The organism is Vibrio injensis (genome assembly GCF_001895205.1).
GTDB lineage: Bacteria > Pseudomonadota > Gammaproteobacteria > Enterobacterales > Vibrionaceae > Vibrio > Vibrio injensis.
The window spans coordinates 206965-226606 of sequence record NZ_BDJF01000006.1 but is presented as its reverse complement, the minus strand read 5'-3'; the positions used below and the strand labels follow the sequence as shown (position 1 = coordinate 226606).

The window sequence follows — 19642 nt, the reverse complement described above, 5'->3', positions numbered from 1 at the left end:
GTTAGTTTTTGCGCTCGATGACGTATCGGGCGAACTCTTCGAGATGCTCAGTATTATACGGAATCGCTTGTAATGCTTCGAGCGCTTCTGCAAGCAGAACTTGAGCTTTATTCATGGCACCTTCTAATCCTAGTAGGGCTGGATAAGTGCTTTTATGCAGTTGTTGGTCTGAACCTTGTGGTTTACCTAATGTTTCAGTATCGCTGATGATGTCTAAAATATCATCTTGCACTTGAAAGGCGAGGCCTACCGCTGCCGCATAGCGATCCAGTTGCGGTAAAATAGCTAATCCCTCTTGACCTGCAGCCATGGCACCCATTCGGATGGCACAACGCATCAGTGCACCTGTTTTATTATGATGAATGGTTTCTAATTCATCTAACGTTATACGGCGATTTTCTGCAGCCAGATCCAACGCTTGACCTAAGCACATTCCCTGAGCACCAGACGCTTCGGCTAAAGCTTGAACCATTTTGATCCGATTCGTCTCACCGTGAGTAGAGAGTTGACCTTCCGCCAAAATAGTAAAGGCGAGAGTTTGCAGAGCATCTCCCGTTAAAATCGCCGTTGCTTCATCAAATTTAATATGACAGGTTGGTTTTCCACGACGTAAGTCGTCGTCGTCCATCGCGGGTAAATCGTCATGAATCAATGAATAAGCGTGGATACATTCGACAGCACAAGCTGGAGTATCGAGATCAGCCAGTTGGCAGCCGAGCATTTGTCCGGTGATGTAGACCAAGTAAGGACGAGCTCGTTTACCACCAAGCAATAAACCGTAACGCATAGCTTCAATCAAAGGAAGATGCTGATAAGGTAAACGATGTAACCACTCGTCTAGTTGCTGATTATTTCTCTGTTGAAAAGAGGAAAGCGCCTCAATCATAGGATCTGTATTACTCTCTGGTTATTCGGGAACAGCGGTGAATTCAGCTAACGGCGCATCGTCTGAATTATTCAGAAGAATGCGTACTCGTTGTTCTGCTTCATCGAGTTTGGCTTGCCCGCTACGAGCTAAGGCGATACCGCGTTCAAATTTTTTCAATGCTTCGTCGAGTGCAATATCACCGCTTTCTAATTGTTCAACTAAGTTATCTAGCTCTTCGATTGTCGCTTCGAAGGACATATTCTCAGGTTTTTTACTCGCCATAATCATTGTGCCTCAAAAAAGATGCACGAAAGTTACCTTAGGGCGTACAGATGGTCAAATTTAACCAAGCAAATTTGCTATAAATAAGGCGCTTTTTCATCAGACCGCTAAGCTTATCTAAAAATAGCTAGGTATAACCATGTCGTTAGCAGGGCAATAATCACAGAGAGGGAAGATCTTTGGCCTGTCTATCGCTAGCTCCGCGTCATTTGACTCAGTGAGCTAGCCTCTTATGCTATGTCAATAATCAGAAGTTTATTGAAAGCAAAATGTTTTTTTGCGATAACGAGTCAAAGAGCGGCACTTGGGGATAGTGGGTTTTGCGTATAAACTTAACCATAATATAAGTTAAAGATTTTGCTCTTGCGCCGATAAGAAGAGTAATCTCAATAATGCAGATGACAAGCATGAGGAGCGCTTCGTGGATTTAGCAACGCTAGTAGGCCTAATTGGTGGTCTGGCTTTCGTTTTGATGGCAATGGTCGTTGGTGGTAGCCTTGTGATGTTTGTTGATGTCACATCGGTTCTGATCGTCGTCGGTGGTTCAACCTTCGTTGTGTTAGTCAAATTTACCATGGGGCAGTTTTTTGGTGCGGCCAAAATTGCCGCTAAAGCCTTTATGTTTAAAGCGGAAGAGCCAGAAGATTTAATTGCCAAAATCGTTGAGATGGCCGATGCAGCGCGTAAAGGTGGTTTCTTAGCGTTAGAAGAGATGGAAATCTCTAACTCATTTATGCAAAAAGGCATCGACTTATTGGTTGATGGACACGATGCTGATGTGGTTCGTACCGCGTTACAAAAAGACATTGTTTTAACCGATGAGCGCCATGAATTAGGGACAGGTGTTTTTCGCGCTTTTGGTGATGTTGCCCCTGCGATGGGGATGATCGGTACCTTGATAGGCTTAGTGGCTATGTTATCAAATATGGATGACCCGAAAGCGATCGGCCCTGCAATGGCAGTGGCGTTGTTGACGACGTTGTATGGTGCGATCATGGCGAACATGATCTTCTTCCCTATCGCCGATAAATTGGCGCTACGCCGAGGCCAAGAAACTTTAAATCGACGTTTAATTATGGATGGAGTCTTAGCGATTCAAGATGGACAAAACCCGCGAGTCATCGACGGGTATTTGAAAAATTATCTTAATGAAGGTAAGCGAGTTCTTGATGTCGATAATGAATAGCGGAGGGCAGTCATGGAGGATCTAAAACGCAAATGCCCACCGCCAGGTCTGCCTGCTTATATGGGAACCTTTGCTGATCTCATGGCATTGTTGATGTGCTTTTTTGTACTACTGCTGTCGTTTTCTGAGATGGATGTTCTTAAATTCAAACAGATAGCGGGTTCGATGAAGTTTGCGTTTGGGGTACAAAACCGTTTAGAAGTGAAAGATATTCCTAAAGGGACCAGTGTGATTGCTCAAGAGTTTCGTCCTGGTCGTCCTGAGCCGACGCCGATTGATGTTATCATGCAGCAAACCATTGATATAACCCAACAAACGTTAGAATTTCATGAAGGTGATTCTGATAGAGCCGGTGGTAATCAGCGCGATGATGGTCAGCTAACGGGCGGAGAGTCTCCTGAAACTTCTACCCAAGATAATCAAGATAATGAAGACGCTGAGCAGGAGCAAGAGCAATCGGAAGCCCTCTCTGAAGAGATGGAAATTGTTTTAGAGAACATCAAAAAAGCTTTAGATAGAGAAATCGAGCAAGGTGCCGTTGAGGTGGAAAATTTAGGCCAGCAAATTTTGATCCGTATTCGCGAACGAGGGGCTTTTCCTGAAGGTTCCGCCTTTTTACAACCTCAATTTCGACCCTTGGTTCGGCAGATTGCCGAATTAGTTAAAGATGTACCAGGCATCGTTCAGGTAACCGGACATACCGATAACCAACGATTAGATTCTGAACTTTATCGCTCTAATTGGGATCTTTCAGCGCAGCGAGCAGTATCTGTTGCGCAAGAGATGGAAAGGGTTGTCGGTTTTGATCATCGACGCTTGGAAGTCAGAGGCTTGGCTGATACCGCGCCGGTTGGTCCAAACGATACTGAAGCGCAGCGCTCTCGTAATCGACGAGTAGAAATCGGCATCATGCAAGGAAAACCGCTATTAAGTGAGGAGATCCCTTCGCTCCAATAGCATCAATCGTCGTCCTAGGTTCTGGAAACCAGAGCCTAGGACCTAGAATCCCATCTATCGCCACCATTATGTCACTCGTTGTTAAGCGAAGAGTGGTCATAAACCTTGCCTTTTATGATGATTTTCCTAATTGAGTAGATCGTGTATAATCCCGCCCCTTTGCTGGTCTCTATCCTGAGCATCACTGCTTAGCATGAAGCTTAATGTTTGTTTTAAACCTAATTTGCGAATAGTCCCATGAAATTTATTGTTAAACCCCATCCAGAAATTTTTGTTAAAAGTGAATCGGTACGTAAGCGTTTTACCAAGATTCTTGAATCGAATATTCGCAATATTATTAAAAAACGGACTACTGGGGTCGCGGTTTTTAACCGTCGCGATCATATTGAAGTCAGTGCTAATAGTGATCAGTTTTTTCAGCAAACATTAGAGATTTTAACCACTACGCCGGGTATCCAACAGGTATTACAAGTTAAGCAATCGACGTTTACCGACATGCATGATATTTATCTGCAAGTGTTAGAAACCAGTCGTGAACTGATTGAAAATAAAAGCTTCGCTGTACGTGCCAAACGCCGCGGTAAGCACGATTTTTCCTCAATTGAATTAGAACGTTATGTTGGTGGCGGACTGAATCAAGCGGTTGATTCAGCAAAAGTGAAGTTAACTCGTCCTGATATTATTGTTCATATTGAAGTGGCGGATGAATTACTCAATCAGGTGATTGCTCGTTACAAAGGGTTAGGCGGTTTTCCACTCGGCACACAAGAGGATGTACTCAGTCTTATTTCAGGTGGTTACGATTCTGGTGTGTCGAGCTATTTACACATTAAACGCGGTTCTAAAGTCCATTATTGTTTTTTCAATCTGGGTGGGCCTGCGCATGAAATTGGTGTCAAGCAAGTCGCTCATTACTTATGGAACAAATATGGCTCATCAGCTAAGGTACGTTTTATCTCTGTTGATTTTGAGCCGGTTGTTGCTGAGATTTTAGAAAAAATTGATGATGGTCAGATGGGCGTAGTGCTCAAACGCATGTTTATGCGGGTTGCTGGCCGTATTGCAGAGAAGTTTGGTATTCAGGCTTTGGTCACTGGTGAGGCGATTGGTCAAGTCTCCAGCCAAACATTAACCAATTTGCGTCATATTGATGGTGTGACCGATCGTCTGATTCTTCGTCCACTGATCAACTGGGATAAAGGCGATATCATGGATCTTGCCCGTGATATTGGCACGGAAGATTTCGCGAAAACGATGCCAGAGTATTGTGGCGTGATTTCTAAAAATCCAACCGTAAAAGCAGTCAAAGCTCTATTAGACGAAGAAGAAGCTAAATTCGATTTTACTATTTTAGACAAAGTAATTTATGACGCTCGTTTGATGGATATTCGCGATATCGAAACCGAGAGTCAACAACAAGCTCCTGAAGTGGAACAGGTCGATGCGGTGCAAGAGGACGCTATTGTGCTCGATATTCGTAGCCCAGAAGAGGAAGATGACGCACCATTAGAGCTTGACGGTATTGAAGTGATGACTATCCCATTCTATAAGTTAGCCACCAAGTTCGGTGACCTTGATCAGTCAAAAACCTATTTACTCTATTGTCAACGAGGCGTGATGAGTCGTTTACAAGCCTTATACTTAAAAGAGCAAGGTTTTGATAATGTTAAGGTTTACCGCCCTTAGTTAAGTTTAAACCTAGTATGAAACGACTTTTGCCCAGTTGATGATACTGGGCTTTTTTATACCCAAATATTTGCAGTCAACACCACGGCGACTTCAAGTAGGGAGGGGATGGCGAATAGATAAAAAAACACCGCCAAAAGGCGGTGCTAAATATTTGACAGACAGGTCAAAAAATAAATACAGGAAGTATTTGTTTTGTTACAGGGGATAACTGTACAAAACAGGGTGGTAGAAACTACCGAACTCGAAAAACGAGTTTGCAAACACAACATCGCAACAGCAAACCAATTGATTCAAAAAGAATCAAGCCGTTCAGGCTTGCGTTACGGGGTGCAATATAGATTTTCTCTGGCTGGTTAGCAACGGACAATTTATAATGTTTCACATAAAAAAAACTAATCGGTTTTAGAGTGTCCCTATGTCCAGAAGATTACCACCGCTCAATTCATTAAAAGTCTTTGAAGCGGCTGCACGTCATTTAAGTTTTACCCGAGCGGCGGAAGAGTTATTCGTGACTCAAGCAGCGGTTAGCCATCAAATCAAGGCGTTAGAAGAGTTCCTTGGCCTCAAGTTATTTCGTCGTCGTAATCGTTCTTTACTACTAACGGAAGAAGGACAAGGCTATTTTCTCGATATTAAGGATATTTTTAGTTCGTTGGCTGAAGCCACTGATAAATTACTTGAGCGAAGTGAAAAAGGCGCATTGACTATTAGTCTTCCGCCCAGTTTTGCAATTCAGTGGTTGGTACCTCGCTTGGCGGATTTTAATCAGCAGCAACCTGACATTGATGTACGTATTAAAGCGGTGGACATGGAAGAAGGGTCACTCAGCGATGATGTTGATGTGGCGATTTACTATGGTCGAGGCAATTGGCCAGGCCTGCGGGCGGATAAATTGTACCAAGAGTTTTTGATCCCGCTCTGTTCGCCAGCGTTGTTAGTTGGCCCGAAGCCTTTAGTTACCTTAAGTGATTTGACTCGACACACATTATTGCATGACACGTCACGCAAGGATTGGAAGCAGTTCGCTAAAGAAAATGGTTTAGATTCGCTGAATGTTAATCAAGGGCCTATTTTTAGTCATTCAACCATGGTGTTGCAGGCTGCCGCTCATGGACAAGGTGTGGCGTTAGGCAATAACGTATTAGCGCAACCGGAATTGGATGCTGGACGTTTAGTCGCCCCATTTGATGAAGTGTTGATGACCAAAAATGCGTTTTATGTTGTTTGTCATGAGAAGCAAGCGGACATGGGACGAATTGCGACTTTTCGAGATTGGATGTTGAAAAAAGCGCGTAAAGAACAAGAGGTAATATTAGATGACGCAAGCCATAACCCCTTATGAATCAGTGATTATTGATGAGCCGAGCTGCGATGAATCATCGGCTTTAGCGGCGACATTTATTTTTGCCCATGGCGCAGGTGCGGATAAAACCCATCCATTCATGCAGACGATTGCCAAAGGTTTGGCCGCTAAAGGGATTCGCGTGGTGCGTTTTGATTTTCCTTATATGGTTAAACGTCAGCAAGATGGCAAACGTCGTCCACCCGATCGCGCGCCTAAGTTACTCGAAGCTTACACGCAAGTGATTGAACAGTTCGCCAATCAACCACTGGTGATTGGTGGTAAATCTATGGGGGGCCGAATCGCCTCACATTTGGCAGAACACCCACAAGTACAAGCGGTCGCTTGTCTTGGCTTTCCATTCCATCCACCAGGCAAGCCGGAACGATATAAAGGGGAGCACTTAGCCTCACTGAGCAAGCCATGCCTGATCTTACAAGGGCAGCGTGATACTTTCGGCTCACAGGCGGAAGTCGAACAGTTTCCACTAAGTCGTTCGGTTTCAGTGCAGTATCTTCCGGATGGCGATCATAGTTTTGCACCAAGAAAATCCTCGGGTTATCGCTTAGAAGATAACCTTGCTTGGGCAATTGAATCTTTGGCGCAGTTTATTGGTGAGGTTTATGATGAAAAGTAGTCAATCACTGACACTGATTGTGGGTGGGCTAGTCTGTGGTATCTCGGTCGCTTTAGGGGCGTTTGCCGCTCATGGTTTAAAAGCTCAACTGACAGAATATGCTTTAACAATTTTTCAAACCGCTGCTCATTATCAATTTATGCATGGTCTGGCGATGATTGCTTGCGGTTTAGCTCTTGGTTTACCGTTAATGGAAAAGTCGCGAAATTATTTTGGTCGTGCGGCGATTTGCTTTATCATCGGCATCTTTTGTTTTAGCGGTAGTCTTTACCTATTGGCGTTAACCGGGGTGTCGTGGATCGGTTTCGTGACGCCTATTGGTGGGCTACTGTTTTTATTAGGCTGGTGCATGTTCGTTCTAGCCGCGATTAATATCAAAGAGGTAAGAGTGTGAAACAAGTCATGCTGTACTGTCGTGCGGGCTTTGAAAAAGAGTGTGCCGGTGAAATTCAGGATAAAGCTACAAAGCTTGAAGTGTATGGTTTTCCTCGCCTTAAAAATAATACCGGCTATGTACTGTTTGAGTGTTATCAAGCGGAAGATGCCGATAAACTCATTAAAAATATTGATTTTCAAACGCTTATTTTTGCTCGGCAAATGTTTGCAGTGACCGCTGAGTTTACTGAGTTACCGAAAGATGATCGAATCTCACCGATTTTGAGTTATTTTAAACAGGAACAAGCATTTCCACAGTGTGGTGATTTACGCATTGAAACGCCAGACACCAATGAAGCAAAAGAACTGCTTAAGTTTTGCCGTAAATTTACTGTACCGCTGCGTCAAGCGCTGCGTAGCCATGGAGTACTATTGGCTAAAGAGAGTACTAAAAAACCGGTGTTGCATGTTTGTTTTACCGCTCCTGGACACTGTTATTTAGGCTATTCGTATAGCCATAATAACTCGCCATTTTTTATGGGGATTCCTCGTTTAAAATTCCCAGCGGATGCGCCAAGCCGCTCGACCTTAAAATTAGAAGAAGCATTTCATGTCTTTATCCCTCGTGCGGAATGGGATACGCGTTTGGCATCCGGTATGTGGGCGGTGGATCTCGGTGCTTGCCCTGGTGGCTGGACTTATCAATTAGTTAAGCGTTCGATGTTTGTTCATGCCGTGGATAATGGCATGATGGCACAAAGCTTAATGGATACGGGACAGGTTAAACATCATATGGAAGATGGTTTTAAGTTTGAACCACCGCGTAAGAACGTCACTTGGATTGTTTGCGATATGATTGAGAAGCCAGCGCGCGTTGCTCAGTTGATGGGGGAGTGGATCATCAGTGGTTGGGCTAAAGAAGCGATCTTTAATCTCAAATTACCGATGAAAGGGCGTTATGATGAGGTGTTGCAAGATATTGAGAATCTAAAAGATTTTCTGAAACAGAATAAAGTTAAGTTTCGTTTACAAGCCAAGCATCTCTATCATGATCGAGAAGAGATCACCGTTCATGTCCAATCTTTATCGTCGATTTCTCCTTATTAAAGCGGAGTGATCTGGTCCCGTTTTGAGCCTAGCTTTTCGGTTCAAAACGGATATCCTGCAGATTAAAACCGAGTTCAATGTCAGTTTTCAGGGTAGCAACTTGCTTGCAAATCCGTGCCATTTCAATCTCTTGATCGAGTTTTTTCCGATATTTACTGGCTAAGGTTTCACTGGCATAAGCGTGTTCGATGTCGGTAAATTGGTTGAGGATCGCTTGAGCTGCTTTAGGGCCGAGACCAGCGACACCTGGTACTTGACTCGAACTCATGCCCGTCAACCCCCAATAGTCGGTCAATTGGCTTGGTTTGACGCCAAATTCTTGTTCAATAAATGGCTCATCCAGCCAGCGATGTTGAAAATAATCACGAATTTGTAAGGTCGGAGATAACAACTGGCAATAGCCTTTATCGGTGGAAATGATGGTCACCTTTTCACCATGATTGGCCACTTTACAGGCTAGGGTAGCAACTAAATCATCCGCTTCATCACCTTCTGAAAGCAGTGAATCGATACCCAGTTCCCACCATGCTTGTTGAATTTGTTCTAAACCGTTTTGTAAGCTGATAGGCATTGGCTTACGCCCCTGTTTATAGCTTGGCAGCAGTTCGGCACGCCAACCACGATCTTGCAACGCATGATCAAAAACGGCAATCATGTGAGTCGGAGCGGATTCGGTAATAATACGCTGTAAGGTACGACAAGTCGTATTGGTGGTGCGGGCGATATCACTTTCATCGGGTTGAGCGGAATGCACTCTGCGGATCAGATTTAACGCATCAATAATCACAAGATGAATAGACATAATCACCAAAAAAATAAGGGCTGTTAGGCCCTTATTGTAATGAAATTAAAGCAGATTTCTATCCTTGCTGAGCGTCACTAGGAGCTAATTCGATAGCAAGGCACATAAGCGGTTGAACCAGGAAGTTTCATCCGATGTTGATTAACAAAGTCGTTGAGTAATCGGTCCATTTTTTTCATTAATGCTGGTTCGCCATGTAGAGTAAATGGCCCTTTGCGTTCAATCTCGCGGATCCCTTCTGCTTTGACATTACCAGCAACAATACCAGAAAAGGCTTTGCGTAAGTTGGAAGCAAGTACCTCGGGACGCTGATTGAGATGTAAATCCAAGCTCGCCATGCTGTCATGAGTCGGATCAAAGGGCAGTTGGAATTCCGGTTCAATTTTTAAGGACCAGTTATAACTGTACGCATCGTCGTGATCTTTTCGATGCTGACGAACCAGTGGCATGGCATCTTTCATAATTCTTGCCGCTTGAACCGGATCATCAATCACAATTGTGTAGTGTTTGCGGGCTTCTTCACCTAGCGTACTGCCAATAAATTGATCGATTGATCGGAAATACGCTTCGCTTTCTTTGGGACCTGTCAACACAATCGGCATTGGTTGGTCTGCATTATCAGGGTGCATCATGATCCCGAGAATATACAGCAATTCTTCTGCGGTTCCCGGACCTCCGGGGAAAATGATGATTCCGTGTGCCATTCGGGCAAAAGCTTCAAGGCGCTTTTCGATATCAGGCATGATGACTAATTGATTGACGATCGGATTCGGTGGCTCGGCAGCAATGATTGACGGTTCAGTTAAGCCTAAGTAGCGTTGTTGCTGATAGCGTTGTTTGGCATGACCGATAGCTGCGCCTTTCATTGGACCTTCCATGGCACCGGGTCCACATCCGGTACAGATATTGAGCTCTCTTAACCCTAATTCATGGCCAACTTCACGGGTATATTGATATTCGGTCGCATTGATCGAATGTCCACCCCAGCAGACGACAAGGTTGGGTTCTACCCCTGTCACTAAAGTACCTGCATTACGTAAGATGCCGAACACCAAGTTCGTGATATGGCTGGCATTGGTCAGGTTCAGCCTTTGGTTTTCAGATAAGTGCATGTTGACGTAAACAATATCACGTAGCACAGCAAACAGGTGTTCTTGAATCCCTTTAATAATTTGCCCGTCGACAAACGCTTGTTCTGGTGGATTAGTGAGTTCGAGTTTAATGCCTCGTTCACGACGCAGTACGGTAATATCGAAGTTTTTGTACTGTTCGAGCATTTCTTTGGAGTTATCGGTATGGCTTCCGGAGTTGAGTACTGCCAAGCTGCAATTGCGATACAGCTGATAGAGATCACTGGATGCGGTTTTTTTGAGTCTTTCTACTTCAAGTTGCGACAGTAAGTCCATACTGCCGGCTGGGCTAACTTGAGTGATCATCTTGACCTCCTTAACAATCGGGGGAGAAGTGCTATTTGTCCTATGTCATCAAGGCACTCTTTCAATCATAGTCGTTATTGATGGAGATAGAGTTTACACGAGTGACTTAGGGGTAACACTCTGTCGTATCGGGATGCCATTTTAGTTCGTTTAGATTCAACTGTCTGAAATGGCTTATTAATCTTGTGCGTAACCATGGTTTTGGAAAACATCGCTAGGCGCAAGATGTGAAATGAGTCACTAAGTTTACGGTGAGTGGTTAAATGTTGTTCGGTTAGTGACTTATTTCCAAGCCAGTTGATTAGGACCATAAGGCTTCATCTCCTGTAGGGAACGATGCAACCGTTCAAGAACAATTTCTGGTGTATCGGCTTCTTTAAAGTGGGTTGAAGCGGCACTAAGAGTGATGGTGATCTGTTTATCGCGAAATTTAAAAGGCAGTCTAGCCACATTACGCTGTATTTTTTGTATAACCTGATGGCACTCATTATCGGCGCGTTCTGGTAACAGTAAGATGAATTCTTCTCCTGAAAAACGCGCAGCGGTATCGGTTTTCTCCAACTCTTTATGAATGGTTCGAGCAATCACTTTTAACGCTTTATCACCAGCAAGATAACCAAAACTTTCATTAATGGCTTTAAAAGCATCAATATCTAAAATCACCAGACGCAGATTATGCTGCGTACGAATCCAGCGTCGATACTCCAATTCTAATCGATCATTAAACGCAGTACGGTTATACAATTTAGTCAGTGGATCTTGCAGCAGTCGCTGCGCTTGATCTTCTAATCGACGGCGATAATCTTGGGTCAGCTCTAGCAAGGTTTCCATTTGCTGCTGGGTATATTGCATACGTTCAATCAGCACTTGTTCTCGTTGTTCAGCATGAATCAAACGCTCGGATAAGGCTTCAATTTCACTCAATACCGCACTTACAGGCTTATTGGATTCGCTGGCTTGTGATGATAAAGCATGTTGACCGCGGTTGACGAGATGAAGAAGATCTTGATGCATATGTTGGCGATGCTGTTGATAATGGGTGCTTTGCTCAAGATTAACGCGGGTGCTTTGCAGATTTTTCGATAATGAACTATTGATTTGTTCGAGGAATTTCTCTGAATTTTTACGCTCATATTGGGTTCCATCGATAACTAATTTGAGTACTTGCAAAGCCAACTCAAGTAATCCTTGGCTATTGACTCCAAGTAATAGCTTGCTGCGGATATCGGTCAGTAAATCTCCGGCTTCTCCTTCAAAATCTAGCTCGGTGATCAGGTGTTGTAGTTCATTACTAAGCTGATTCAGGAGGATCTGATCGGTATTATGGAGAGTACCTGGGGTCCCCGCATGGCCATTATGAGCAAAAATTTTCACCGCGCGTTGGTATAAATTCAGTAAACGTAATGCTTGATCTTGCCCTGTCTGTGTTTGGGGGAGACTTAAAAGTTGCTGAACATCACGTTTAAGTTTGATGGGTAATCCTGGTAGATATAACAGGGTCTCAGCACACTGTTTGACTCGGATATCCGCAGGGGGAATTTGCTGTGCATCGTTCGATGTTTGTGGTTTCAACATGCGCTCCAGTACGGCTAAACCAGGAAAATTGAGCTAGTCTCTAATGACCAATTTACACTATCTCAAGGATGAGACGCTATTTATCAATTTGTCGATAATAACAAATAATCGGCACGGATCATTAGCTCAATTTGTTAACCGCATAGCATTTATCCATCTTTTAAAAATTTTTTGATCTGTTCTTCATCACGATAAGATGAATGGACCTTAATCAGTCCTTGATTGATCGCTTGTTGACACGATTTACGGATGTTACTAGAGGCGAAACTGGCCGCTGGGGCGTTATCTATGGCTTTAAAATAGACCCAATGACTGGCGTTGTCTTTTAGGCTCAGCTCTCTAGCAACACCAGTCGCCATCAATAGAATATCCAATAATTCTTTATCATTGATGGCGGTGTAGGCTCTAGGTAAAAAAGGATAATCGGCAATACCTAAGCGAATCGTTCGGTTTAAACGCCGCTCTGGTTGGAACTGATTGATCAAGTCTTGAACTTTATTAAACAGTTCCTCTGGTGGCCGATCCCGATCGGTATTCGGTTCAATGTACAGTAAGTTTGCATCCGAGAAATGATAGAGCCGGGCTGGCTCTTCCAGATGGTCAGTTAAAAAACGCCCAAAGGCATGTTCGAGTTCCACACCAGCCGTATAGCCATGTTGTAAGTACATGCTGCGCAGGAAAGGGAGATCAATCATCGCAAAGCGTAGACGATCATTTAACGGTTCATGAATCAATTCACCAATTAACCACTGCTCGTAATTATAGCTACTGCGTTGAAGAGAAGAGAGTAACTTCGCATTGAGCATTCTTAGGTTGGGTAAACGAGAACGAGAGTGAGTGAATAAATGGCTATTTAGCTCATCGATTTCGTCTTGTTGGTTTTGGATAATATAACCACGACGCATCAGGTAGAGAAACAGCACAATGCTGGTTAAAAATAGCGTAAAAGCGATTTTTTGAAATTTACTGTATTCACGTTGAGTCGCTTGTAGGGCTTTTTCTTGGCCAACTAAATGCAGGGTTTGTTCAACAAATTCTTTTTGCTGGCGAAAGGCATCTTCACTAATTTGGTTAAGCTGAGCTTGGCGACGTTGAGTGATTTGGTGGCTTTTTTTACTCCATTCTAACGCGGGTAAATATTGCTCTTTTTGCTCATAACCTAAGGAAAGAAGTTGATAGGCTTGCTCTTCAATTTCCATGTCGTGTAGTGTTTCATTAAACTTTATTGCCGCTTGGGCATAATCAATGACTTGTTTATTGTTTTGCTGAGATAGAGCTAACTGAGCACTAAGTAAGGCGGCTCGCGCTTGCAAGCGTAAGTTTGGTGTGTACTGAAGGAGTTCTTTCGCCACGCTGAGATATTGTTCGGCCAACGTATAGTTATAGAGCTGCCGATAAGTCGCGGATAAACTTAACCGAACATCAATCACACTGGCCAGATTGAGTTCACTGCTTTCATGATCGATAACATTAAAATAATGTACCAAGGCTAAATTGTACTTACCTTGTTGAAAATAAACGTCACCCATCCGTTTAAGGACGGAAACAAGGATCGGCGATTTTTCATAGTTACCATAAAATTCAGCGGCTTGAGAGAGATGAACTAAAGCTTTATCCAGTACCCGACGCTCATAAAACAACTGTGCTAATAGATTATTGGTTTTTGCTAATTCGGCACTGGCATTGGTTTCTATTGCTCCCCAATAAGCCGTAAGAAGTTCAGATAAAGCTAAATTGTAGAGTTTATGGTGTAGGTAATGTTCTCCCACGATCAGATGGTATTCAATCAAGGGTTTTTTGGCTTGCAATGATTCAAGATAAGGTTTGGCTTCTGCAAACAGTTGATTAGCCAGAGTAAGCTCGTTATTTTGTGAGGCAATTTCTGCCCTGAGCATGGTGATATGATAATCAATTTGTTTTGAGAGGCGATGTTCCTCAAGCAAGAGAGGGTGTTGATGAGTGAGCTCGTTCAGTTGTTGGCGAGCGGCATCGGCATCGTGATTGTGTCGCCAATGTAAACGAATCGTCATAATATCTAGGTCTAACGCCAAATAAGGAAGCTGATGCTCTTGCGCGAGCTGCTTGGCTTCATTGAGCGTGTCAAACGCCGTTTGTGTATTACCTAAGACAAACTCAGCTGTGGCTAAAATCTTTAGTGCATCAATGCTGCTACTTGGGGTTCGAATACGATTATCGGTTTCATCTCGACTAATATTGGACGGTGTTTTCTCCGTCTTATCCGCTAGCTTACGCTGCTCTAAATACTCTTCGACAAGATTTTTGGCCTGAATGGGAGAAATCTCCAATAGTCCGTGCGCTTCGTTGAGCTGCGGCGAAGCGTAGACGGCGGCTTTTACCCAAGGAGAAATGCTCAGAAGGAGTAGGCAAAGGTAAGGTATCCAGCGGAAAGAGGGCATTATAATGGGCGTCCTTTTATTGGCGAGCCATGCGTAAATTATGCTCAGGTGATGATTGCTCCGTTGAGCGGAATGGGTTGATATCTAGGCCACCTCGACGAGTATAACGCGCGAATACTGTCAGTTGCTTTGGTTGGCAGTAACGACACAAATCGTGGAAAATTCGCTCAACGCATTGCTCATGAAATTCATTATGCTCACGGAATGAGACAATATAACGTAATAACGCTTCGCGTTGTATTTTTGGCCCGTGATAAGTGATTTCAACACTGCCCCAATCGGGTTGATTGGTGATCAAGCAGTTTGATTTAAGTAAGTGGCTGTGCAGCGTTTCTGTAACGATGTCAGTATCCGTCGCTTGCTCTAATAAGCTCGCATCAAACTGATAGTGTTCGATTTCAATCTCTTGCTGATCAATACATTCTCCTTGCATCGAAACAATCGGTTGATTGGTATAGTGATCGAGTGAGAATAACTGCACTGCAACGTTTTCACCGGCGCACGCCGACAGATCGTTAATTAAGTGAGTTTGTACCGTTTGCCAGTCTTGAAAACGAGATTGATTGAAGCTGTTTAAGTACAGTTTGAACGATTTAGATTCAATTAAGTTAGCGCTGGTGGCTGGAATGCGCACTTCACCAATCGCCACTTGTGGTAGCCCTTTACTGTTTAACCAAGAGAGCTCATATAAAGTCCAAATGTCACAGCCTTGAAAGGGGAGAGTCTCACCAAGGTCGAGATCGTTGCGGTTGAGGCTGCGTGGTACCGGTTGCAACAAACTTGGGTCATATTGGCTGGCATAGGCAGTGGCTTTGCCAAGAGTTAAGCCAGATAGCTCCTTGGCATCAGAATATTTGCTCATCATTTATCATCAAATCGATTAGAATAATCAGAATTTTACGCAATACTGCTCACGCTGTCATTAGCGTTTGTGGTCAGTTTCGTTATGGAGAACCCTATGGCTCATTTGGTCGCCGCCGCGTTGCGTGATTTTTCGCAACGTTATCTTCAAGCTTATCAACAGAGACATAATCATCTGCCTAGCAGTGATGAGTTAAGCCATATGCCTTCCCCTTGCATTGAGCAGCAAAGTAACAATAGCGTTTATTGGCAGCCAGTGGAACGTGAGCACAGTGCTGATTTACAAGCCGTAGAACAGGGAATCGAGCTGAGTTTGCATAGTGATATTGCGCCTTTTTATGGCAGCCAATACAGTGGCGATTTACCCGCAACGTGGCGCGGTCACTCGCTGACGTTATTGCAAGTCTGGAGTGATGACGATTATCTTCGTTTGCAGGAAAATATTCTTGGCCACTTGGTCATGCAGCGCCGTTTAAAACAAAAACCAACCATTTTTATTGCTACTACAGATGATGAAATGGCGGTGGTGTCGATTTGTAATCTCACTGGGAATGTGATTAGAGAAACGTTAGGCACCGATCAGCGAGAAGTGTTGTGCACCGATGTGGTGGATTTTTTAAACCAACTTGAGCCAGCGGTGTAGAACGATGTATGTAGTAGAGCTTGAGTTTGAATGTTTTGATAACACGACGATCAGTGCGGTAGATAAAGCGGTCAACGGCTTAATGGATGCCTTGCGCTATAACGGTCAAGTGTTGGGTAGAGAGTTTCCGTTGGTACTTGGTGATGGCGAGTTTTTCTTGCGCGCCGTGTGTCCAGAGCAAGATAGTTTGCACCCGAAATACCATTCAGATTTTGTTAAAGCCTGTTTGCATCGATTATCGGAGGCTTGTTTACTGGCTCCTAAAGTGCGTTTGCTTGGCCGTGATATTAACTCAGAACAAGCAGCAGACATTGAGCCACCGAGTTGGCAGGTGCTATACACCACTTATGTGCACACTTGCTCGCCACTTCGTAGCGGTGATACCTTATTACCGATTCCTTTGTATCGTAATCCGCCTACCTTTAATGGTGATCATAAAGCGGTGATCAAATGGCAAACGGAATGGCAAGCTTGTGATGAAATTCAGATGGCGGGAGGCTGCAAAGCTGAGCACGCCGCGCTGCATGAGCTATGTGATATTGATAGCGATCTGTTTCGTCGTGGTTGGGATTTACGGGGACGCATCGAGTATTTAACCAAGATCCCAACCTATTATTATCAGTACCGAGTGGGTGGAACGAGTTTGGCCGATGAGCAAGCGCGTCCTTGTCCTAAGTGCGGCGGCGCGTGGTTATTGGATGAGCCTATCCATGAGATTTTCCATTTTAAATGCGATGGCTGCAAAATCGTCTCCAATCTCTCTTGGGATCATTTGAAAAATGAGCCCGTCGCCTGATCCCAATGGCGAGCATTTACTGATGACCACTAATAAAAAAGAGACCGCCACTGGCAGGTCTCTTTTTTTGTCGTGTATTCGCAACTACAGTGATGTTGGTCAATTACCAGCCTTTGACTGCGCCACCTTGGAAAATTTCTGAGGCTGCTTTATACACTTCGTCAGTTTGATAGGCTTTGAGGAAGTTTTGTACGTTCTCAGCATTAACATTATCTTGACGAGCAACCAGTAGGTTCACGTAAGGAGATTCTTTATCTTCGACAAAAATACCGTCTTTTTCAGGGGTAAGATTAATCGAGCTGGCGTAAGTGGTATTAATGATGGCGAGTGTGACATCGTCCAAAGCACGAGGAAGCTGAGCGGCGTCTAGTTCCATAATGCGCAGGTTTTTCGGATTGTCAGTGATATCACGCACGGTCGCAAGCAGGCCAACGTTATCACGTAAGGTGATTAAGCCTTGTTGTTGTAGCAGCAATAAAGAGCGACCTAAGTTAGTTGGGTCATTGGGCACCGCAACTCGTGATCCGCTAGCTAATTCATCAAGAGTGGTGATTTGTTTTGAATAGCCAGCGATAGGATAAACAAAAGTGTTACCGACAATCGCTAGCTTATAGCCGCGATCGGCCATTTGACGATCTAAATAAGGTTTATGTTGAAATGCGTTAGCATCAATCGAACCATCGTTAAGCGCAGCGTTTGGGGTCACATAATCAGAAAACGTTACCAGCTGGACTTCAAGGTTATAGCGCTCTTTCGCGACGCGAGCCGCCACTTCCGCGACTTGTTCTTCAGCACCGGCAATCACGCCAACTTTGATTTTGTTCATGTCGACCGCTTTTTCGCCGCATCCTGTTAATGCAATAGCCGCGGCGGTAATAGCCAATAAACCTTTAAGTGAAAACTTCATTATTATCTCCTTGTTATATAAACATTATTATCTGTGATCAACGCGGCGCACTAAGTGGTCACCAATCGATTGAATAATTTGTACCAAAATAATGAGCATGATGACGGTGACGGTCATGATGGTGACGTCGTAGCGATGAAAACCATAACGAATCGCCACATCACCCAAACCGCCGCCACCCACGGTCCCCGCCATGGCTGAGTAGCTGACTAAAGTCACCAAGGTGATGGTGACCGAGTTTAAAATGGTTGGCATCGCCTCTGGTAACAGGACTTTAGTGATGATTTGTAACGGCGTTGCGCCCATGGCTTGCGCCGCTTCAACCAGTCCGCTTGGTACTTCAATTAATGCCCCTTCAATTAAACGGGCAACAAAAGGAATCGCGCCTATAGTTAAAGGGACAATCGCCGCCGTCGTACCAATAAAAGTACCGACCAGCATTTTGGTGATAGGAATGATAGCCACCATCAACACCAAAAATGGAATTGATCGACCAATATTGACAATAGCGCCAAGGACGCGATTGAGCTTGGTGTTTTCCAGCAACCCACCTTGTTTGGTGGTATGTAAAATAACCCCTAGTGGGATACCAATGGCAAAACCAATAATGCCCGCGACTGCCACCATATAAATCGTTTGCCAAGTGGCGCTGAGTAGTAAATCACCATTAAAAGCGATCCAGTCGATAATCGTATTAAAGGACATAACCAAGCACCTCAACTTTTACATTATTGTCGCGAAGATAATCTATCGCCGCCGCATCATTGTCATCATCACCGAAAATTTCCGCCACCATCATGCCAAATTTCACGCCGCCAGCGTAATCGAGATCAGAGCTTAAGATACTGACATCAATATTAAATTTACGGGCGATTTGCGACATTAAGGGCGCGTCAACAGTCGCTCCAGTGAATTCCAAGCGCACTAACGGATAGCTCCCAGCCACGCGAGTCGGTTGTAAGCGAGCTTGATAATCTTCAGGAATAGAAAGATCTAACGTTGAGCGAATAAATTGATGCGCTAATTCGGTTTTAGGATGAGCAAAAATATCGCCTACCGTGCCTTTTTCCACCAATTCACCATCACCGATGATCGCCACTTGATGGCAAATGCTTTTTACTACATCCATTTCATGGGTGATGAGTAAAATAGTAATATTCAGTTTGCGGTTAATTTCTTTTAACAGTTCTAAAATTGACTGAGTTGTGGCAGGGTCAAGAGCACTGGTGGCTTCATCACATAGCAGTACCTTTGGCTCACAGGCCAGCGCGCGAGCAATTGCTACTCGCTGTTTCTGGCCGCCACTTAAATTGGCAGGATAGGTATGCCGTTTATCCGCTAAACCGACCAAGGTTAATAGCTCGCTAACTTTGTGCTCAATATGCTCATGGCTATGATTAGCCAGCTCTAACGGTAGTGCAATATTATCAAACACGGTCCGGGATGAAAGCAGATTAAAGTGCTGGAAAATCATCCCAATATTGCGTCTGGCTTGGCCTAATTGCTGGTTCGTTAACTGAGTTAAATCAATTCCATCAACAATCACACGTCCACTGGTTGGTTTTTCTAATAGGTTAACGCAACGAATGAGGGTACTTTTCCCTGCTCCCGATGCGCCGATGACACCAAAAATCGTTCCTTGGCTAATCTCTAGATCAATGTTCTTCAAAGCGTGAATAGCTTTATCACCCTGATGAAAGACTTTATTAACTTGATGAAGTTGAATCATAAACGAAACCTGTATCGAGATAGGCGCATACAC

Annotated in this window: 18 protein-coding genes and 1 pseudogene; 9 read left to right on the top strand and 10 right to left on the bottom strand. The window is 44.1% G+C overall.

Annotated features, from left to right (window positions below; all coding sequences use genetic code 11):
• Nucleotide 1: 1 nt before the first annotated feature.
• Both ispA and xseB read right to left on the bottom strand, forming a co-directional pair.
• The gene (gene ispA, locus BSR11_RS01195; protein ID WP_072668679.1) at nucleotides 2-886 is read right to left on the bottom strand and encodes a (2E,6E)-farnesyl diphosphate synthase; all 885 of its coding nucleotides are present in this window, start codon (nucleotides 884-886) and stop codon (nucleotides 2-4) included.
• Between the two features lie 21 nt (nucleotides 887-907).
• On the bottom strand, nucleotides 908-1150 hold the full coding sequence (gene xseB, locus BSR11_RS01190) for an exodeoxyribonuclease VII small subunit (protein ID WP_072668958.1): 243 nt from the start codon (nucleotides 1148-1150) through the stop codon (nucleotides 908-910).
• 421 nt (nucleotides 1151-1571) lie between these two features.
• Here xseB and pomA point away from each other — a divergent pair, with 421 nt between their 5' ends.
• The 7 genes from pomA (at nucleotide 1572) to rlmM (ending at nucleotide 8443) form a co-directional block, all read left to right on the top strand.
• Nucleotides 1572-2336, top strand: a complete 765-nt coding sequence (gene pomA, locus BSR11_RS01185) for a flagellar motor protein PomA (RefSeq protein ID WP_004395752.1) — start codon at nucleotides 1572-1574, stop codon at nucleotides 2334-2336.
• Nucleotides 2337-2348: 12 nt separating this feature from the next.
• Nucleotides 2349-3293, top strand: a complete 945-nt coding sequence (locus BSR11_RS01180) for a flagellar motor protein MotB (RefSeq protein WP_072668678.1) — start codon at nucleotides 2349-2351, stop codon at nucleotides 3291-3293.
• Nucleotides 3294-3530: 237 nt separating this feature from the next.
• On the top strand, nucleotides 3531-4979 hold the full coding sequence (thiI, locus tag BSR11_RS01175) for a tRNA uracil 4-sulfurtransferase ThiI (protein ID WP_072668677.1): 1449 nt from the start codon (nucleotides 3531-3533) through the stop codon (nucleotides 4977-4979).
• 418 nt (nucleotides 4980-5397) lie between these two features.
• Nucleotides 5398-6324 (top strand): transcriptional regulator GcvA, encoded by a 927-nt coding sequence (locus BSR11_RS01170; RefSeq protein WP_072668676.1) that lies wholly within the window; start codon nucleotides 5398-5400, stop codon nucleotides 6322-6324.
• Nucleotides 6299-6961: an alpha/beta fold hydrolase gene (locus BSR11_RS01165; RefSeq protein WP_072668675.1), complete on the top strand. Its 663-nt coding sequence runs from the start codon at nucleotides 6299-6301 to the stop codon at nucleotides 6959-6961. The genes BSR11_RS01170 and BSR11_RS01165 overlap by 26 nt, the downstream gene beginning before the upstream one ends.
• Nucleotides 6951-7355, top strand: a complete 405-nt coding sequence (locus BSR11_RS01160; protein WP_072668957.1) for a DUF423 domain-containing protein — start codon at nucleotides 6951-6953, stop codon at nucleotides 7353-7355. Before BSR11_RS01165 ends, BSR11_RS01160 begins: the two co-directional genes overlap by 11 nt.
• A complete protein-coding gene (rlmM, locus tag BSR11_RS01155) occupies nucleotides 7352-8443 on the top strand; it encodes a 23S rRNA (cytidine(2498)-2'-O)-methyltransferase RlmM (protein ID WP_004395747.1) in 1092 nt (363 codons plus the stop codon). Before BSR11_RS01160 ends, rlmM begins: the two co-directional genes overlap by 4 nt.
• A 28-nt stretch (nucleotides 8444-8471) precedes the next feature.
• Here rlmM and xni read toward each other — a convergent pair whose 3' ends face one another.
• The 5 genes and pseudogenes from xni to queF form a co-directional block, all read right to left on the bottom strand.
• Nucleotides 8472-9245, bottom strand: a complete 774-nt coding sequence (gene xni / locus BSR11_RS01150) for a flap endonuclease Xni (RefSeq protein WP_072668674.1) — start codon at nucleotides 9243-9245, stop codon at nucleotides 8472-8474.
• 77 nt (nucleotides 9246-9322) lie between these two features.
• Nucleotides 9323-10681 (bottom strand): nucleotide 5'-monophosphate nucleosidase PpnN, encoded by a 1359-nt coding sequence (ppnN, locus tag BSR11_RS01145; RefSeq protein WP_072668673.1) that lies wholly within the window; start codon nucleotides 10679-10681, stop codon nucleotides 9323-9325.
• 282 nt (nucleotides 10682-10963) lie between these two features.
• Nucleotides 10964-12280 (bottom strand): annotated as a pseudogene (locus BSR11_RS01140) (GGDEF domain-containing protein); the annotation flags it as partial.
• 125 nt (nucleotides 12281-12405) lie between these two features.
• Nucleotides 12406-14673 (bottom strand): tetratricopeptide repeat protein, encoded by a 2268-nt coding sequence (locus BSR11_RS01135; RefSeq protein WP_072668671.1) that lies wholly within the window; start codon nucleotides 14671-14673, stop codon nucleotides 12406-12408.
• Nucleotides 14674-14689: 16 nt separating this feature from the next.
• A complete protein-coding gene (gene queF / locus BSR11_RS01130; RefSeq protein WP_072668956.1) occupies nucleotides 14690-15535 on the bottom strand; it encodes an NADPH-dependent 7-cyano-7-deazaguanine reductase QueF in 846 nt (281 codons plus the stop codon).
• A 96-nt stretch (nucleotides 15536-15631) separates the two neighbouring features.
• On the opposite strand from queF, the gene syd reads away from it, so the two are divergent.
• On the top strand, nucleotides 15632-16177 hold the full coding sequence (gene syd, locus BSR11_RS01125; protein WP_072668670.1) for a SecY-interacting protein: 546 nt from the start codon (nucleotides 15632-15634) through the stop codon (nucleotides 16175-16177).
• Between the two features lie 4 nt (nucleotides 16178-16181).
• Nucleotides 16182-16973 (top strand): Zn-ribbon-containing protein, encoded by a 792-nt coding sequence (locus BSR11_RS01120; protein WP_072668669.1) that lies wholly within the window; start codon nucleotides 16182-16184, stop codon nucleotides 16971-16973.
• Nucleotides 16974-17076: 103 nt separating this feature from the next.
• Here BSR11_RS01120 and BSR11_RS01115 read toward each other — a convergent pair whose 3' ends face one another.
• From BSR11_RS01115 to metN, 3 genes are read right to left on the bottom strand one after another with little or no spacing between them, the layout of a single operon-like run.
• Nucleotides 17077-17880, bottom strand: a complete 804-nt coding sequence (locus BSR11_RS01115; RefSeq protein ID WP_072668668.1) for a MetQ/NlpA family lipoprotein — start codon at nucleotides 17878-17880, stop codon at nucleotides 17077-17079.
• A 27-nt stretch (nucleotides 17881-17907) separates the two neighbouring features.
• Nucleotides 17908-18585 (bottom strand): methionine ABC transporter permease, encoded by a 678-nt coding sequence (locus BSR11_RS01110; RefSeq protein ID WP_072668667.1) that lies wholly within the window; start codon nucleotides 18583-18585, stop codon nucleotides 17908-17910.
• Nucleotides 18575-19609 (bottom strand): methionine ABC transporter ATP-binding protein MetN, encoded by a 1035-nt coding sequence (metN, locus tag BSR11_RS01105; protein WP_072668666.1) that lies wholly within the window; start codon nucleotides 19607-19609, stop codon nucleotides 18575-18577. The genes BSR11_RS01110 and metN overlap by 11 nt, the downstream gene beginning before the upstream one ends.
• Nucleotides 19610-19642: the final 33 nt, after the last annotated feature.

Coding starts and splice junctions, on each gene's coding strand:
- xseB (WP_072668958.1), bottom strand. CDS start 1,150: ATGGCGAGTAAAAAACCTGAGAATATGTCCTTCGAAGCGACAATCGAA.
- BSR11_RS01160 (WP_072668957.1), top strand. CDS start 6,951: ATGAAAAGTAGTCAATCACTGACACTGATTGTGGGTGGGCTAGTCTGT.
- ispA (WP_072668679.1), bottom strand. CDS start 886: ATGATTGAGGCGCTTTCCTCTTTTCAACAGAGAAATAATCAGCAACTA.
- metN (WP_072668666.1), bottom strand. CDS start 19,609: ATGATTCAACTTCATCAAGTTAATAAAGTCTTTCATCAGGGTGATAAA.
- BSR11_RS01170 (WP_072668676.1), top strand. CDS start 5,398: ATGTCCAGAAGATTACCACCGCTCAATTCATTAAAAGTCTTTGAAGCG.
- BSR11_RS01115 (WP_072668668.1), bottom strand. CDS start 17,880: ATGAAGTTTTCACTTAAAGGTTTATTGGCTATTACCGCCGCGGCTATT.
- BSR11_RS01135 (WP_072668671.1), bottom strand. CDS start 14,673: ATGCCCTCTTTCCGCTGGATACCTTACCTTTGCCTACTCCTTCTGAGC.
- syd (WP_072668670.1), top strand. CDS start 15,632: ATGGCTCATTTGGTCGCCGCCGCGTTGCGTGATTTTTCGCAACGTTAT.
- xni (WP_072668674.1), bottom strand. CDS start 9,245: ATGTCTATTCATCTTGTGATTATTGATGCGTTAAATCTGATCCGCAGA.
- ppnN (WP_072668673.1), bottom strand. CDS start 10,681: ATGATCACTCAAGTTAGCCCAGCCGGCAGTATGGACTTACTGTCGCAA.
- BSR11_RS01110 (WP_072668667.1), bottom strand. CDS start 18,585: ATGTCCTTTAATACGATTATCGACTGGATCGCTTTTAATGGTGATTTA.
- BSR11_RS01120 (WP_072668669.1), top strand. CDS start 16,182: ATGTATGTAGTAGAGCTTGAGTTTGAATGTTTTGATAACACGACGATC.
- BSR11_RS01180 (WP_072668678.1), top strand. CDS start 2,349: ATGGAGGATCTAAAACGCAAATGCCCACCGCCAGGTCTGCCTGCTTAT.
- thiI (WP_072668677.1), top strand. CDS start 3,531: ATGAAATTTATTGTTAAACCCCATCCAGAAATTTTTGTTAAAAGTGAA.
- BSR11_RS01165 (WP_072668675.1), top strand. CDS start 6,299: ATGACGCAAGCCATAACCCCTTATGAATCAGTGATTATTGATGAGCCG.
- queF (WP_072668956.1), bottom strand. CDS start 15,535: ATGAGCAAATATTCTGATGCCAAGGAGCTATCTGGCTTAACTCTTGGC.